Below are 15027 nucleotides of genomic sequence, written 5' to 3'. Positions count from 1 at the left end.
CGCACCCCTTACTGATCAGTAACGTCTCCGAGACTCGGACTCTAGCGCCCGTCGGGGAGTTCCGGCAGGGGCGACGGGGTCCGGCTTGTCCACAGCCCTCCGCCGAGCATGGTTCCGGCCAGTAATCTCAGCGCCCATGGAGCAGAGGCATCTCGGCCGCACCGGCCTTCGCGTGTCCCGGATCGGTCTCGGCACCCTCACCTGGGGCCGGGACACCGGCGAGCACGACGCCGCCGAACAGCTGAAGGCGTTCTGGGAGGCGGGCGGCACCCTTGTCGACACCGCCGACGTGTACGGGGGCGGGGAGGCCGAGTACCTGCTCGGGCGCCTCACCGACGGCCTGGTGCCGCGGCACGACCTGGTCATCGCCACGAAGGCGGGCAGCGTCGCCGACCCGTACCGCAGGTTCGACGGCTCGCGCGGACACCTGCTGGCCGCCCTGGACGCCTCCCTGGAGAGACTCGGCACGGATCACGTCGACCTGTGGCAGCTCCACGCCTTCGATCCGGTGACACCGCTGGAGGAGACCCTCCAGGCGGTGGACCTCGCGGTGTCCAGCGGCCGCGCCCGGTACGCGGGGGTGTCGAACTTCTGCGGCTGGCAGCTGGCGAAGGCGGCGACCTGGCAGCTCGCCTCGCCCGGGATGCGCACCCGGCTGGCGAGCACCCAGATGGAGTACTCCCTCCTGCAACGAGGCGTGGAGCGCGAGGTGCTGCCCGCCGCCCTGGACCTGGGCATGGGGCTGCTGCCGTCCTCCCCGTTGGGCAGGGGCGTGCTCACCGGCAAGTACCGCACGGGCACGCCCGCGAACTCGCGCGGCGCCTCGGAGCTGCTTGCCCCGTTCGTCGAGCCGTATCTGGACGACGCGGCGGGGCGCATCGTGGACGCGGTGACGACGGCGGCCGACGGACTGGCCACGACACCGCTCCAGGTCGCACTCGCCTGGGTGCGGGACCGGCCCGGGGTGGTGGCCCCGATCGTCGGGGCGCGCAACGCGCAGCAGCTCACGGAGGCGCTGTCGGTGGAGGCGCTTAGTCTTCCTGACGAGATCTGCCGGGCGCTCGACGACGTGTCCGCGCCCATACACCGCTATCCCGACCAGGACTGGAGCACGCTGTGACCGCGCTTCCCGGAGGAGAGGCCCCCGGCTCCCCGGCCGCCGACGACGACGGCACCGTCGCGGACCCCGCCGCCGTGCCCGCCCCGTCCGCGCAGGACGGGGAGCACGCCCCCGATGCGGCGGGGAACGACGACGCACCCGCACCCCCCGGGGCCGCCGACGAGGCCACCGCCGACGACGAGGAGGCCACCGCCGACGCCGGGGAGGCGGACGCCGACGCCGGGGAGGACGGTGCCGCCCCGCTCTCCGAGGCCGAGGCCGAACTCGCCGCCCAGCGCGAGCTGAGGGAGCGGATCGAGAAACGCAAGGCCGAGAAGGAGGGCCCCATTCCGGCCGGGGGGAAGCTGAGCGGCCGGGCGGCCGACCTGCTGGCCGCCGTGCGTGCCGTGGAGAGCGGCGAGAAGTCCGCCGACGCGTTCTTCGACGCCCCCGCGCCTCCCGCCCCCCGCCGGGCCGCCCCCGCCCCGGCCCCCGCGCGACCACGCCCGCCCGAGCCGGCCCCGACGCCCCGGGGTCCCTCACCCGAGGCGGTGGCCGCGGTGGCCGCCGTGCTGACCGGGGGCGGCGCGCCCGAGCGGCTCGCCGGCCCGGTGGCCGAGGCCCTCGGCCCGCAGGCGGCGGACATCCTGCGCGAGGACCCGTGGCGGATGCTGACCGTGCCGGGGGTGGGGCCCGAGCAGGCGGACGGATTCGCGCGGGCCCTGCTGGGTGCCGGGACCGGCCCGGATGACGAACGCCGCACCGCGGCCCTGGTCGGATGGCTGCTGGAACGGGCCGCGCTCCGGGGACACACGGCGCTGGACGCGGCGGCGGTACGGGCCTCGCTCGCCGAGCACGCCGTCGCCGACCCCGACGCGGCCGTGCAGCACGCGGTCGCCGAAGGCGTCGTCCTCGTGTTCCAGGAGGACGAGGACGCCCCGCCCCCCGCGGCGACTGACGAGGATGCGGACGCGGAGCCGACGGCGCCCGGGACCGGACAGGAGCCGGTACGGGTGCTTCTGGGCCTCGACCGGTACGCGCTCGCCGAGGAGAGCCTCGCCGACGGTCTCGCCCGCCTGGTCAACGCCTGCGAGACGGACACCGACTGGGCGCAGGAGGCGGCCCCGGGCGCGGGCTCCCCGTCGGCCGCCGAGCTGATCCGCGCGGTCGCGGTCCACGGCCTGGTGGCGCACACCGGCGGCGAGGCGGCCAGGGCGGAACCCGCCGAGCTCATCGCCGCCGCCCGCGCCCGGGGCCTGCGCGCCCTGGGCACCGCGCACAGCCCCGACGGCAGGCGGCGGCTGGCCGGGGCGACCGGTGATCCCTCGACGGCCGTCACCCTGACCGGGCTGCTCTCCGGCGCGGAGGGCCCGGGGCGGGACGAGGAGGGGGCGCTCGCCGTCGACCTGCTCGTCGTGCTGGACGCCCCGCAGCTGGACGTCGAAACCGCCGCGATGCTCGTGGAGTCCCTTGCCGACGGCACCCGGCTGGTGCTCAGCGGCGACCCGGGCGTGCTGGGTTCGGCCGGCGCGGGCCGGGTGTTCGCGGACGTGCTGGCGGCCCGCGCCTGCCCGCAGATCGTGTCCCGTACGCCCGATCCGGGGCCGATCGGCGAACTGGTCTCCGGGATCGGCATCGGCGAGCTGAACGCCGTCGCCGCGCCCGGCAAGGAGGTGGTGATCGTCCCCGTGCGCGACGCGGGCGAGGCGGTGCACCGGACCGTGCAGTTGGTCGCGGACTCGGTGCCGCGCGCCATCGGCGTCGCGTCGGCCGACACCCAGGTGATCACCGTCGGCCACGGCGGCTCGGCCGGCACCCGTGCGTTGAACGCCGCCCTCAAGCAGCGGCTCAATCCCGGACCGGGGCGGTTCGGCGGATTCGACCCCGGTGACCGCGTCGTCCATGTACCGGCGCCCGGGAGGACCGTGCCCGCGGTGGTCGTCTCGGCCGACGCCGAGGGCCTGCACCTGGACTGCGCGGGCACCCGGCTCGTCGTGCCCCAGGAGCGGGTGGCGGCGTCCGTGCGTCATGGCTGGGCCCTCAGCGCCCACCAGGCCGCCGGGATGCGGTGGCCCGCGGTGGTCGTCGTGCTGCCGGGCGACGCGGTGCAGGGGCTGAGCCGCCCGTGGGTGTACACCGCCTTCGGCCGGGGGGAGCGGCATCTGTCGGTGGTGCACGGGGTGGATCAGGCACTCCAGCACGCGGTCGCGCACTCCCCGGCCCCGGACCGTACGACGCGTCTGCGCGGCCTGCTGGAGGCCGCGCAGCGATGAGCCCCGCCCCGGCCGGTCGGTTGCGACCGACCGGCCGGGGCGCGGGTCGGGTCGGGTCGGGTCGGGTCGGGTCGGGTCGTCGATCGTTTCGCCCCGTCCGGTGGCTCAGGAACCGTCCGGCACCAGACCGGCCGGTTCCTCCTCGGTGTCGTCCTCGTCGAAGACGGCGCTGACGTCGAAGCGGCACACCACCAGTTGCGGGTCCGCGTCGTCGAACGGCGCCCCGAGCCACTCCCCCGCCTCGGGCAGCTCCTCCGAGGCCGTGACCCAGAGCGTGGAGTCGCCCTCCTCCAGGCCGAACTCGGTGTGCCGGGAGGCGATCTCGTCCGGTTCGTACTCCCCGAAGAGCACCCCGAGCGCGGCGTGGACGCTGTTGCCGACGACCGCGGCGTTCCCACCGCCCCGGTCGTCCGGATCGAGGTCGGCGATCCGTTGTGCCTGTGCGAACAACCGCGGCGGCTCCACCACCGCGTAGTCCCGCCGAATCAGAACGCTCAGCGCGTTCGGCTCCTCGGGGCCGGTGTACGGGGGCAGCGAATCGTCCGCCCCCGGGATCTCGAAGGGAGTGACCTCGTCGTAGCGGTCGTAGAGCAGTTCGTCGTAGAACTCGGCGGCGGCGGCCAGTGCGTTGAACGCTTCGTAGACGGCGGGATCGTCGTTCCCCGTCCGGCGCTCGACCGCATCGAGGTGACGGTCGAGCGCGGCTTTGATCGCTTCGGCGGCGGCACGTACCTCGGCAGCGGCGGGCTGCGCAGCATCAGACATAGTGCAGACGCTATCCGTACCGGGGCTGCGCCCGCACAATAGATGCGATGCCGGAATACGAATTTGTCGATGTGTACGTGCCACGCGGGGTGTCCCGGAAGGAGACCGCTCGCCTGCTGACCGACCATGCCGAGTACGGACACTGGGAGTTGGACCGACTGACACTGCGCCGTGACGGCAGCCGCAGGGTGCGTCTGCGGCGGCGGATCATCCGCCAGATCCGCGCCACTTGGTAGGACGCAGCGGGCCCCGCCGTGGCGGAGCCCGCTGTTGTCGTCCCGGCCGGGTGGCCGTGTGGGTCCGCTACGCGGACATCCGCGCGCGGCGGTAGAGCAGTGTGCCCGCGCCTGCCAGCAACAGGCCCGCGCTCGCCGGGGCCAGCAGGCCGAGGCCGCCCGCCCCGGTCTGGGCGAGCTGCGGAACGTTCTGCTCCTCGGGCACGTTGGGCACGGCCGGCTTCTCCGGCGTCGGCGGCTTGTGCTCGGTGACCGGGGTGACCGGGGTGACCGGCGGCGTGACCGGCGGCGTGACGACGTCGTCCGTGTCGTTTCCGCAGTCGTTGCCGAAGGTGGGGTTGAGCAGACCACCGACGGTGATGCTGTTCCCGCAGGCGTTCACGGGAATGTCGATGGGCACCGCGATGTTGTTGCCGGACAGCACGCCCGGCGAGCCCTTCGCGACGCCCTGGGCCGAAGCCCCGCCGCCGAGCGGGGCCCGGTGCTTGCCCTTGCCCGGTCGGCTCGCGTGGGTCAGGTCGCCGGAGACATGACTGCCGGAGGCGTGCTTGCCCGGGGAGGCGTCCTGCGAGCCGTTTCCGCAGGTGTTTCCGAACGCCGGGTTGAGCAGCGCCACGACGTCCACCGAGTTGCCGCAGACGTTGACCGGTACGTGGACCGGAATCTGCACCGAATTCCCCGAAAGCACCCCCGGGGAATCCGCCGCGCCGCCGGACGCTCCCGCGTCGGCATGCGCGTATCCGCCGCCCATCGCGAGCACGCCGCCCGCGGCCGCAACGGAGATCAGGCCTTTGCGCGTGACCTGTCGCATAGCTTGTTTCCTGCCTTCTACCTCACGGAAAACCCCCGGACCCGATCGTGCGGGGGCGGAGTGCCCAGCAGCCCCGAAGCGCATGGTGTGCGCTTCGGGGCCGACCGGATTCAAACCCTTACGGGTTGACCCACACGTCAGGCGTTGACGCAGGTGTTACCGAAAGTCGGGTTCAGCACCCCGATCACGTCGACCGTGTTGCCGCACACGTTCACCGGCAGGTGGATGGGCGCATGGATGACGTTGCCCGAGATCACGCCGGGGCTGCCGATGGCAGCACCTTCGGCGCCCGAGTCCGCGACGGCCATGCCCGCACCCGCGAGCACCAGACCACCGGTCACAGCCGCAGCAGCGACGACCTTCTTGATCATTGTTTTCCTCCTTGTTGGCAATGCGGTCCCAGCCGCGGACCGCATCACCTGTAACGAGGAAGAGCTAATCGGGCTACGAGCGTATGGTTCCTTTCACTCGTTCCGGTCAAATGCGCACACGTTGGCGATTCCCGAAGCCGAAAAGGCGCGGAGGGCCGCCGGACCTGCGCCGGGACCGGCAGCGGCTCAGCAGTTGTCGATGAACCGGTCGAGCACCCGCACGCCGAACTTCAGACCGTCCACCGGCACCCGCTCGTCCACGCCGTGGAACATGCCCGCGAAGTCGAGCTCCGGCGGCAGCTGCAGCGGGGCGAACCCGAAGCACCGGATGCCGAGATCGTCGAAGGACTTGGCGTCGGTACCGCCCGAGAGCATGTAGGGGACCGCCCGCGCGATCGGGTCCTCGGCCGTGAGGGCGACCTGCATCGCGTCGACGAGCGCGCCGTCGAAGCCGGTCTCCAGCGCCTTGTCCGCGTGCACGTCCTCCCGCTTCACCCGCGGCCCGAGGATCCGGTCCAGGTCGGCCAGGAACTCCTCCTCGAAGCCCGGCAGGAAGCGCCCGTCGACGTGCGCGACCGCCTGGCCGGGGATGACGTTCACCTTGTAGCCGGCACCGAGCATGGTGGGGGCCGCGGAGTTGCGGAGCGTGGCACCGACCATCTTGGCGATGCCGTTGAGCTTGGGGAGCGTCTCCTCCATGTTGTCGGGGTCGAGCGGGACACCGAGCGCGTCGGAGAGCTCGTCGAGGAAGGACCGCACGGTCCTGGTCACCCGGACCGGCCAGTTGTGCCGTCCGAGCCGTCCGACCGCCTCGCAGAGTTCGGTGATCGCGTTGTCGTCGTTGGTCATCGAGCCGTGGCCGGCCGTGCCGTCCACGGTGAGCCGCATCCAGTGCATGCCCTTCTGGGCCGTCTCGACGAGGTAGAGCCGCAGCTTCTCGTTCACCGTGAAGGAGAAGCCGCCGACCTCGCCGATGGCCTCGGTGACGCCCTCGAACAGGCCGGGGTGCTTGTCCACCAGGTACCGCGCACCGTACGTCCCGCCCGCCTCCTCGTCGGCGACGAAGGCCAGCACGATGTCGCGCGGGGGCTTGCGTCCGCTGCGCAGCCGGTCACGGACGACCGCGAGCGTCATCGCGTCCATGTCCTTCATGTCGACGGCTCCGCGGCCCCACACGCAGCCGTCCGCCACCTCGCCGGAGAACGGGTGGTGCGTCCAGTCGTGCGCGTTGGCCGGAACCACGTCGGTGTGGCCGTGGATCAGCAGTGCGGGCCTCGACGGGTCCTCGCCCTCGATCCTGGCCACGGTCGAGGCCCTGCCCTTGTGGGACTCCAGGATCTGCGGCTCCAGCCCGACCTCGGCGAGCTTCTCCGCCACGTACTCGGCGGCGACCCGCTCCCCCGGCCCCGAGTGGTCGCCGTAGTTGCTGGTGTCGATCCGGATCAGCTCACGACAGAGGTCCACGACCTCGTCCTCGCCCGAGACGGTCCGGGCCGTGTTGGTCTCGCTCACACTGGTTCCTTCCACTGTCGCCGAGATGCTCCCTCCCATCCTCCCGCGCCTCGTACGCCCGCCCAAGGCCCCCACCTCTCGTCATGCGCCCTTCGCACTCCCCCGGTGTGATCGAGCACCCCCGGATGTTTGCTATTGTTTTCCACGTCGGAACGGGCAGGGCCCGCACGACAGACACCTTGTCCGGGTGGCGGAATGGCAGACGCGCTAGCTTGAGGTGCTAGTGCCCTTTATCGGGCGTGGGGGTTCAAGTCCCCCCTCGGACACCAGCAGAAACCCCAGTTGATCTGGGGTTTTTCTGTTTTTCGGGCTGTGGCCCGACTTCTCCGGCGGATACGGGGCTTCCGCGTCGTGCGCCGATGTGCCGACCTCCTCCCCGCGTGAGCGGCTTCCGTCGCGACTCGTAGAATCCCGGCATGGCATGCACGAGCGTCCTGTACTACTGCTTCCTGTGATCGGAAGGCACTGAGGGCGATGCCGGACGGCACCGCCCTCCTCGGCGTGCCCGCTGCGTGAAGCACGTTCCCCGAACCGGGTGGCCGGACGTCCGGCCCCGTTCCGTTGCGGGGCGGCCCCCGAGCGCGCAGGCACGGTTCCTTCCCTTCCCCCATTGCCAGGAGTGCCCTGTGCCCGTGCCGCTTCCGCCCGCCCTCGAACCGCTTCTCGACCTCTTGCGCTGCCCGACGTGCCGCGCCCGGCTCCACCCCGCCGACGGCGCGCTGCGCTGCCCGGCGGGCCACACCTTCGACATCGCGCGTCGCGGCTACGTCGGCCTGCTGACGGGCAACCGCGCCACCAGCGGCGACGACGCGGCCATGGTCCGGGCCCGGGACAGGTTCCTGTCCGCCGGCGGCTACGGACCCCTGCTCGGGGCAGTGGCCCGCCTTGCCGCCCGTACCGCGCCGGAACGGGCCGTGGTCGTCGACGTCGGGTGCGGTACGGGCTATTACCTGGCCGGGGTGCTCGACCGGTTGCCGGACGCCCGCGGCCTGGGGTTGGACACCTCGGTGCGGGCGCTGCGCGCGGCGGCCGGGGCGCATGACCGGGCCGCCGCGGCGGCCTGGGACGTCTTCCGCCCCTTTCCGCTGGCCGACGGGGTGGCCGACCTCGTGCTGGACGTGTTCGCCCCGCGCAATCCGGCCGAGTTCCACCGCGTGCTGCGTCCGTCCGGTCGCCTGGTCGTGGTGCGTCCCACCGGGCGGCACCTGCACGAGCTGCACGGCAGGGTGCCCTCGATGGTCACGGTCGACCCGGCCAAGGAACAGCGGCTGCGCCGGACGCTCGGCCCCCGCTTCCGGGCCGTCGCCACCGAGCGGATCGAGTACCCGATGCCCCTGGCCGGGACGGAGGCCCTCGACCTGATGGGGATGTCGCCGAGCGCCCGCCATGTGAGCCGTGCGGACCTGGCGGAGTCCGGGCCCCTGGCCGATCGGGTCACCGTCTCCGTGCTGGCCACCTCCTACCGGCCCCGGTGATCGTGTGCGGGGCGGGGCGGGCGCCCGGCGGGCGGGGCGGGCGCCCGGCGGGCGGGGCGGGGCGGGGATACTGGGCGGGCAGCCCAGGAGCAGAACACGAGGAGCCCGCACCATGCGCACCACCGTTCCGGCCGGTGTCTCCCGGTGAGGGGGCGCGCGAAGCCCCCTGCGGCGCCGCTGCCGCAGCGGGAGGGCATCGATCCGGTGCGGTTGCGGCTTCCCGAGGATCCGGACGGGCGGTGGGCGACGGTCCGCGACCATCTGCGGGCTCGGTTCGGGGGCGCGATCGGGGCGGCACGCGTCGATGCCATGGTCGACGGGGGCCGGTTCGTCTCCGTGCGGGGTCCGGTGTCGGCGGACGAGCCGTACGAGGCCGGCCGGTACGTCTGGTTCCACCGGGACTTCGCGCCGGAGGAACCGGTGCCGTTCCCGGTGGGCGTCGTGCACCGCGACGCCCATCTGGTCGTCGCGGACAAACCGCACTTCCTGGCGACGACGCCGCGCGGGCGGCATGTCACGGAGACGGCCGTGGCCCGGTTGCGCCGCGAGCTGGACCTGCCCGCCCTGCAGCCCGCACACCGGCTGGACCGGCTGACGGCCGGTCTGGTCCTCTTCGTCGTACGGCCCGAGGAGCGCGGCGCGTACCAGACGCTGTTCCGGGACCGCCGGGTGCGCAAGGAGTACGAGGCGGTGGCGCCGTACGATCCCGGTCTGGACCTGCCGCGGACCGTGCGCAGCCGGATCGTGAAGGAGCGCGGGGTCGTCGCCGCCCGCGAGGAGCCGGGCGAGCCGAACAGCGAGAGCCGGATCGAGTTGCGGGAGCACCGGTCGGGGCTCGGCCGCTACCGGCTGCTGCCCGCCACCGGGCGCACCCATCAGCTGCGGGTCCACATGAGCGCCCTGGGGCTGCCGATCGTCCATGACCCCGTCTATCCGGTGGTCCGGGCGGAGGGGGCTCCCGACGACTTCTCGCGTCCGCTCCAACTGCTGGCTCGTGTGCTGGAGTTCACCGATCCGGTGACCGGTGGGGTGCGCCGCTTCGAGAGCGGGCTGCGGCTCTCGGCGTGGCCGGACGAATGAGCGGCGGCCCCGGCGTGCCGGGGCACGGAGGCCGCCGCTCGGTGCTGCCCCCGGTCAGTGACCGCGGGCGATCCACTCGTCGAGGTGCGGGGCCTCCGCTCCGACGGTCGTGGAGTCGCCGTGTCCGGTGCGGACGGTGGTCTCCGGGTCCAGGGTGAGCAGCCGGTCCCTGATCGAGTCGACGATCGTCGGGAAGTGGGAGAAGGACCGGCCGGTGGCGCCGGGGCCGCCCCGGAAGAGGGTGTCCCCGGTGAAGACGGTGGACAGCCCGGGGGCGTGAAGGCAGACGGCGCCCGGGGCGTGGCCCGGGGTATGCAGGACCCGGAGGGTCGTTCCGGCGACCTCCAGCTCCTGGCCGTCGGCGAGTTCGCCGTCCGGGGTCCGGTCGGGATGGGTCTGCCGCCACAGGGGCAGGTCGTCGGGGTGCAGCAGGATCGGTGCTCCGGTGGCGTCGGCCAGGGCCGGGGCCGCGTCGATGTGGTCGTTGTGCGCGTGGGTGCAGACGATGGCGCGCAGGGTGCGGCCGTTCAGTGCGGCCTCGATGGCCGCGGCGTCGTGCGCGGCGTCGATGACGATCGCCTCGGTGTCGTCGCCGACGATCCAGACGTTGTTGTCGACGTCCCACTCCCCGCCGTCGAGGGCGAAGGTGCCGGAGGTGACGAGGTGGTCGATGCGGGCGGCCATCAGAGGACCACCACCGAGCGCAGCACGTCACCCTCGTGCATCCGGGCGAAGGCCTGCTCGACGTCGCCGAGTCCGATGGTCTCGGTGACGAACGCCGCGAGGTCGATGCGGCCCTGCTGGTGCAGGTCGATGAGCATCGGGAAGTCGCGCGAGGGCAGGCAGTCCCCGTACCAGGAGGACTTGAGCGAGCCGCCGCGGCCGAAGACGTCGAGCAGCGGCAGCTCCAGCCGCATCTCGGGGGTGGGGACGCCGACGAGGACGACGGTGCCCGCGAGGTCGCGGGCGTAGAACGCCTGCTGGTACGTCTCCGGGCGGCCGACCGCCTCGATGACCACGTCGGCGCCGTTGCCGCCGGTCAGGGAGCGGATCGCCTCGACCGGGTCGGTGCCGCGGGAGTTGACGGTGTGGGTGGCGCCCATCGTCTTCGCCGTCTCCAGCTTGCGGTCGTCGACGTCCACCGCGATGATCCTCGCCGCCCCGGCCAGCCGGGCGCCGACGATCGCGGCGTCCCCGACGCCGCCGCAGCCGATCACCGCGACCGAGTCGCCGCGGCCGACCTGTCCGGTGTTGATCGCGGCGCCGATGCCCGCCATGACGCCGCAGCCGAGCAGTCCGGCGACGGCCGGGGAGACCTCGGGGTCGACCTTGGTGCACTGCCCGGCGGCGACCAGGGTCTTCTCGGCGAACGCGCCGATGCCGAGCGCCGGGGACAACTCCGTGCCGTCGAGCAGGGTCATCTTCTGCTTCGCGTTGTGGGTGTCGAAGCAGTACCAGGGGCGGCCGCGCAGACAGGCCCGGCACTGGCCGCACACCGCACGCCAGTTGAGGACGACGAAGTCGCCGGGGGCGACGTCCGTGACGCCCTCGCCGACGGACTCCACCACGCCCGCCGCCTCGTGGCCGAGCAGGAAGGGGAAGTCGTCGTTGATGCCGCCCTGCTTGTAGTGCAGATCGGTGTGGCAGACGCCGCACGCCTGGATCTTCACCACGGCCTCGCCGGGGCCGGGGTCGGGGACGACGATCGTCTCGACCCGTACCGGCTCGTTCTTCCCCGGCGCGATGACCCCTTGCACCTGCTGCGACATACCGCGGTCTCCCTGTTTCCGTCATTTCGTGAAGATCGAACGCGAACAACCGTACGCCCCGAAAGGGTGTCACGACGGCGCGCCGCGTTGGCGCGAAACCACTGCCGTACACCCGGCGAGATGCACCGGTTTCGGTCAGATGGTGCGTCATGGTGAACTACGCCGGTCTTCGTACGGTCCTTCGATGTGGAGGGCTCGGAGCCGATACCTGCGGGGGCAGGGGTTCCGGGGCCCGCGAACGGAGGAATCACGGATCGCGGGGGAAGTACCTTGACCGAGATCATCGAGTTCGCGGAGAGGACCGGCCGGTCGGCGGACCGGGTGGGGCCCGACGTGCCGCAGGCCGAGGCCGCGGCATGGGCGCAGGTCGGCGGCCTCGTGCCCTGCACCGACGCGCTGTCCGTTCCGCCGGTGCTGCGTCCGGCGGGCGGGGCGTGCTGAACGAGACCGAGATCGCCGCGTCGCCCACCTGGGTACGGCTGCACTCGCAGCTGCCGCCGACGCTGATGCGGGGATACGACGGCATGGTGCCGGGGCCGACCATCGAGGTGCGGCGCGGGGAGCGGATCGGGATCGCCTGGACCAACCGCGTCCCGAAGGGGAGCGAGTACCCGGTCGCGGCCGTGGAGGTCGGTCCGGTGAAGGAGGGCGGGCTCGCCCCGTACAACCGGCCGGGACGCGACGGCGTCGAGCCGAACGCGGACGTGGCCGCGCTGCCCGCCTGGACGGTGGCCCTTCCCCGAGCTCTCGACTTCGTTCGAGCAGGGGAGACCCCATCCACGGGGCGCGGACCGGCGGCGGGAACGACGGCTGGGCGGACAACGCCGTCGGCTTCGGCGACGCGCAGTTGTCGGAGTACCCGAACGACCACCACGCCGCCCACTGGTGGTACCACGACCATGCCATGAACATCACCCGCTGGAACGTGTACGCGGGGCTCGTTGCTTGTCTCGGGGTGGCTCAGTTTGAGCAGCCGGGAAGTGTGATGGTTGCCCAGCTCGGCCGCAGGCGCCGGTGGGTGGTAGGTGCGCGACAGGTGCCGCGGGCGGCGGTGGCGGATGGTCTCCCTCAGCGGGATGTGCGCAAGGACGTGTCCAGGACGGTCATGAGTTGTGCAGCACGGCTCTTGCCGGTTGGTGCGAGGGGGTACCGGTTGAGGACATCGATCAGGACCGGTGTGGCGCGTTGACGAGCCTGCTCGATCAGCTTGAGCCCGACGGCGGAATCACCGCCTGCGTTCAGTTCCCCCACGAGCGCCGCACTTGCAGCGGCTCGCAGGATGTGACCTACCTGGGTGGCTTTCGCAATCGGATGAAGGTAGGCCGCAGAGGCAGCATCACCGGCGGCGCGCGCGGCGAGCCGTTCGGCTTCGGTGGCTGCTTCCTTCGCCGCGCGGTGAGCCTCCAAGGAGGTGATGCGCTGGAGCTTGGTCCTTCTCGCGCCATTCACGAACTCCCGTGCGGCGTCGATGGCTGCACGAGGTCGGAGATCGCTGGGGTTGGCGGCCTGGAACACGGGGAGAACTTCCTCGGCGCTCTCCACAACGTAGCGTGCGACAACGCGCAGCTCATCCATGGTCAGCTCAAAGTCACCAAATACGGTCGTCACGGATCCGATTCTTCCACCGGTCAACCGCCTGAAGCCTCAGTATCCGGACGATCGGACCGTTCGACGAGGGACGTCGCACAGGTAGTCAGCGGTTCAGCTGCGCCATCGGCTCCCGGGTCGCCGCGCGTGCGGCGGCGAGGTCCTCGTCCCGTTCTGCGAGTTCGGCGCGGAGATCGAGGATCTGCTGTTCCAACTCGGTGGCCCGGCGGGTGAGCGTTTCGACGTCGGCGGGGGCGCCGAGGCCGGACGCCTCCCAGGCAGTCTGCCCGAGGGCCTCGGAGAGACGTCGTTCCAGCCGGGTGGTATGCGCTGACAGGCGGCCGTTGCGGGCCGTGAGGTTCGCGACGTCGGCCAGCAGCGACTGGCGGCTGACCTGCGTTCCGGCCGTCGCGCCGGGAGGCGGCTCGACCGCTCGGGCGAGAACGGCCGCGTGCAGGTCATCGTGCCGGTGGATCAGGCTGCGGTGGACGCCGGCGGCGCGGGCAACGGAGGAGACGGTGATCTCCTCGCCGTCCGCGGCCAGCTTGTCGAGGGCCTTGAGGACACGGGTCCGCCGCCGGTCGGAGTCCGCTGCCCGTGCTCGGGCCAGGTGGTCCGGTGATGAGCTCACACGTCACGCTCCAGCCGCAGGTCCGGCTCCGGCGGGCGGATGCCGGGCATGCCCAGGGAGACGGCGCGGGTCTTGCGCAGGGTCCGCGTGGCCTCCGTGATCTGTCCGCGTTCGTCGTCCGTGAGCCCGTCCAGGTCGGTCTCGACGCGGCGGATCAGTGTGCGGATGCGCTTGATTTCCTCCTCCGAGGGAGTCGCCTCGGTGCGGGCCCAAGCGTCCGAGTCGGTTGCTGCGGCCAGGTGTTCGCGATCCCGGAGCAGAGCGGCGAGGTAGGTCCGCAGCTCCGGCAAGTACGACGGGTCGGTGCGGAAGTGGTCGCAGCCGACGCAGCGGAACCGGAACGGGCAACCGTGGCCGCCGGTCTTGACGGTGCTCGGCTCGACGCAGATTCCGTAGGGGACGGACACCTGGCCGATCCGCAGGCGGGCGTGCTCGTGCTCCAGCAGTTGGCGGGCCTGGGTCCAGATCCGGTTGCCGTGCCGGTCGAACTGGTGCGAGACGAGTTTGTCGACCGCGGACCGGGTCCGCTTCTCGGTCACCCGATAGTAGGCTTGTGCAGTTTGCAACGATCTGTGACCCATGAGCTCACGGAGCACATCGGGCAGGGTTCCGGCGTCGGCGTGCCGTTGGGCGCAGGAGTGCCGGTAGGAGGAGGGCACGACTTCCAGCTCGGGGAACTCGGTGCCGTCAGCCAGCAGCAATGGGGGCATGGCGTTGACCCAGCGGCGGTGGACGTTGCCGATGTGCTGCATCCCAGGGCAGGCACCCGATCTCGTCGGGGCGCCGACCAGTGTCGACGAGGACTTCGATGGCGGCGCGAGCGTCGTCGCTGCCGTCGCGGATCCGGTCGAGGGTGGACAGTCGCCCGCAGAGCCGGCTGAGGATCTCCTTCGGCCGGGCCCTGCCCGGTCCTTCCTCGGTGATGACCGGGGGCATGTCATACCTTCGCAGCGCGAAGTCGTCGGGCAGCTCAGCGAGGATCTCGCCGAGCCGGGTCGGGTCGGGTCGGGTCGGGTCGGACCCAGGTCGCGGGCGCTCGGCGGCACCCGCGCGCCGGTGGAGTTCGACGACGGCACGAAGATCCCGACGGCGCCGAACGAGCAGGGCTGAAAGGACGTCTTCCGAGTGCCGCGGGGGCAGATGGTGAAGGTGCTCGGCATGTTCGACGGCGGGTACGGCGGTTCATGTACCACTGCCATCTGCTGGAGCACGAGGACATGGGCATGATGCGGCCGTTCGTGGTGATGCCGTCCGAGGCGATGAAGTTCGACCACGGCGCCGGGCACGGGGGCCATCCCGGGCACGGCGGCTGATCGGGGGCCGGTGCGCCGGCGCACGGGCCGGACGGCGGCCGCCCCCGGGGGGGGCCCCGGGGGGCCCCCGGGGGGGGCACCCCGCACAACCCCGCACAGCTGCAT

14 protein-coding genes, 1 tRNA gene and 2 pseudogenes are annotated in these 15027 nt (G+C 72.3%); 8 read left to right on the top strand and 9 right to left on the bottom strand.

All coding sequences use genetic code 11. The features are described 5' to 3' along the window. The first annotated feature begins 136 nt into the window (after positions 1-136). Complete coding sequence (locus ACFC79_RS20880; RefSeq protein WP_376242177.1) at positions 137-1120, top strand: aldo/keto reductase; 984 nt, start codon at positions 137-139, stop codon at positions 1118-1120. Further along, on the top strand, positions 1117-3372 hold the full coding sequence (locus ACFC79_RS20875; protein ID WP_376242175.1) for a helix-hairpin-helix domain-containing protein: 2256 nt from the start codon (positions 1117-1119) through the stop codon (positions 3370-3372). The genes ACFC79_RS20880 and ACFC79_RS20875 overlap by 4 nt, the downstream gene beginning before the upstream one ends. A 105-nt stretch (positions 3373-3477) precedes the next feature. Here the strand turns inward: ACFC79_RS20875 and ACFC79_RS20870 are convergent, their stop codons facing one another. Beyond that, positions 3478-4137 carry a hypothetical protein gene (locus ACFC79_RS20870; protein WP_376242173.1) on the bottom strand — a complete coding sequence of 220 codons (660 nt, stop codon included), beginning with the start codon at positions 4135-4137 and terminating at the stop codon, positions 3478-3480. Positions 4138-4184: 47 nt separating this feature from the next. Here ACFC79_RS20870 and ACFC79_RS20865 point away from each other — a divergent pair, with 47 nt between their 5' ends. Then, positions 4185-4373, top strand: a complete 189-nt coding sequence (locus tag ACFC79_RS20865; RefSeq protein WP_358863119.1) for a DUF5703 family protein — start codon at positions 4185-4187, stop codon at positions 4371-4373. Positions 4374-4440: 67 nt separating this feature from the next. On the opposite strand, the gene ACFC79_RS20860 is transcribed toward ACFC79_RS20865, so the two are convergent. The 3 genes from ACFC79_RS20860 to ACFC79_RS20850 all read right to left on the bottom strand — a co-directional run bounded on the left by ACFC79_RS20860 (position 4441) and on the right by ACFC79_RS20850 (position 7067). Then, positions 4441-5184, bottom strand: coding sequence for a chaplin (locus tag ACFC79_RS20860; protein ID WP_376242171.1), 744 nt, complete (start codon positions 5182-5184; stop codon positions 4441-4443). Positions 5185-5321: 137 nt separating this feature from the next. Then, the gene (locus tag ACFC79_RS20855) at positions 5322-5555 is read right to left on the bottom strand and encodes a chaplin (protein WP_376242169.1); all 234 of its coding nucleotides are present in this window, start codon (positions 5553-5555) and stop codon (positions 5322-5324) included. 186 nt (positions 5556-5741) lie between these two features. Next, a complete protein-coding gene (locus ACFC79_RS20850) occupies positions 5742-7067 on the bottom strand; it encodes a M20/M25/M40 family metallo-hydrolase (RefSeq protein WP_376242167.1) in 1326 nt (441 codons plus the stop codon). Between the two features lie 181 nt (positions 7068-7248). On the opposite strand from ACFC79_RS20850, the gene ACFC79_RS20845 reads away from it, so the two are divergent. The 3 genes from ACFC79_RS20845 to ACFC79_RS20835 all read left to right on the top strand — a co-directional run bounded on the left by ACFC79_RS20845 (position 7249) and on the right by ACFC79_RS20835 (position 9622). Beyond that, positions 7249-7336 (top strand) — tRNA-Leu (locus tag ACFC79_RS20845). A 357-nt stretch (positions 7337-7693) separates the two neighbouring features. After that, positions 7694-8542 carry a putative RNA methyltransferase gene (locus tag ACFC79_RS20840; protein ID WP_376242165.1) on the top strand — a complete coding sequence of 283 codons (849 nt, stop codon included), beginning with the start codon at positions 7694-7696 and terminating at the stop codon, positions 8540-8542. Positions 8543-8686: 144 nt separating this feature from the next. Then, complete coding sequence (locus ACFC79_RS20835) at positions 8687-9622, top strand: pseudouridine synthase (protein ID WP_376242163.1); 936 nt, start codon at positions 8687-8689, stop codon at positions 9620-9622. Positions 9623-9676: 54 nt separating this feature from the next. Here ACFC79_RS20835 and ACFC79_RS20830 read toward each other — a convergent pair whose 3' ends face one another. Both ACFC79_RS20830 and ACFC79_RS20825 read right to left on the bottom strand, forming a co-directional pair. Next, a complete protein-coding gene (locus tag ACFC79_RS20830) occupies positions 9677-10306 on the bottom strand; it encodes an MBL fold metallo-hydrolase (protein ID WP_376242161.1) in 630 nt (209 codons plus the stop codon). Next, entirely contained in the window at positions 10306-11391 is a 1086-nt protein-coding gene (locus tag ACFC79_RS20825; protein WP_376242159.1) for an S-(hydroxymethyl)mycothiol dehydrogenase, read from the bottom strand. Before ACFC79_RS20825 ends, ACFC79_RS20830 begins: the two co-directional genes overlap by 1 nt. A gap of 270 nt (positions 11392-11661) precedes the next feature. Between ACFC79_RS20825 and ACFC79_RS20820 the strand changes: the two are divergent. Continuing rightward, positions 11662-12331: pseudogene (locus ACFC79_RS20820) on the top strand (multicopper oxidase domain-containing protein); the annotation flags it as partial. Between the two features lie 128 nt (positions 12332-12459). On the opposite strand, the gene ACFC79_RS20815 reads toward ACFC79_RS20820, so the two are convergent. The 3 genes from ACFC79_RS20815 to ACFC79_RS20805 form a co-directional block, all read right to left on the bottom strand. Further along, a complete protein-coding gene (locus ACFC79_RS20815) occupies positions 12460-12999 on the bottom strand; it encodes a putative immunity protein (RefSeq protein ID WP_376242157.1) in 540 nt (179 codons plus the stop codon). An 85-nt stretch (positions 13000-13084) separates the two neighbouring features. After that, positions 13085-13609 carry a hypothetical protein gene (locus ACFC79_RS20810; protein ID WP_376242155.1) on the bottom strand — a complete coding sequence of 175 codons (525 nt, stop codon included), beginning with the start codon at positions 13607-13609 and terminating at the stop codon, positions 13085-13087. Next, on the bottom strand, positions 13606-14361 hold the full coding sequence (locus ACFC79_RS20805; RefSeq protein WP_376242153.1) for a hypothetical protein: 756 nt from the start codon (positions 14359-14361) through the stop codon (positions 13606-13608). The genes ACFC79_RS20810 and ACFC79_RS20805 overlap by 4 nt, the downstream gene beginning before the upstream one ends. A 280-nt stretch (positions 14362-14641) precedes the next feature. Between ACFC79_RS20805 and ACFC79_RS20800 the strand changes: the two are divergent. Continuing rightward, a pseudogene (locus ACFC79_RS20800) lies at positions 14642-14922 on the top strand (multicopper oxidase domain-containing protein); the annotation flags it as partial. Positions 14923-15027: the final 105 nt, after the last annotated feature.

The sequence above is a fragment of the Streptomyces sp. NPDC056061 genome (assembly GCF_042266885.1).
Lineage (GTDB): Bacteria > Actinomycetota > Actinomycetes > Streptomycetales > Streptomycetaceae > Streptomyces.
Note: the sequence above shows the minus strand (reverse complement) of the source record. Positions and strands in the feature narration are given on the sequence as shown.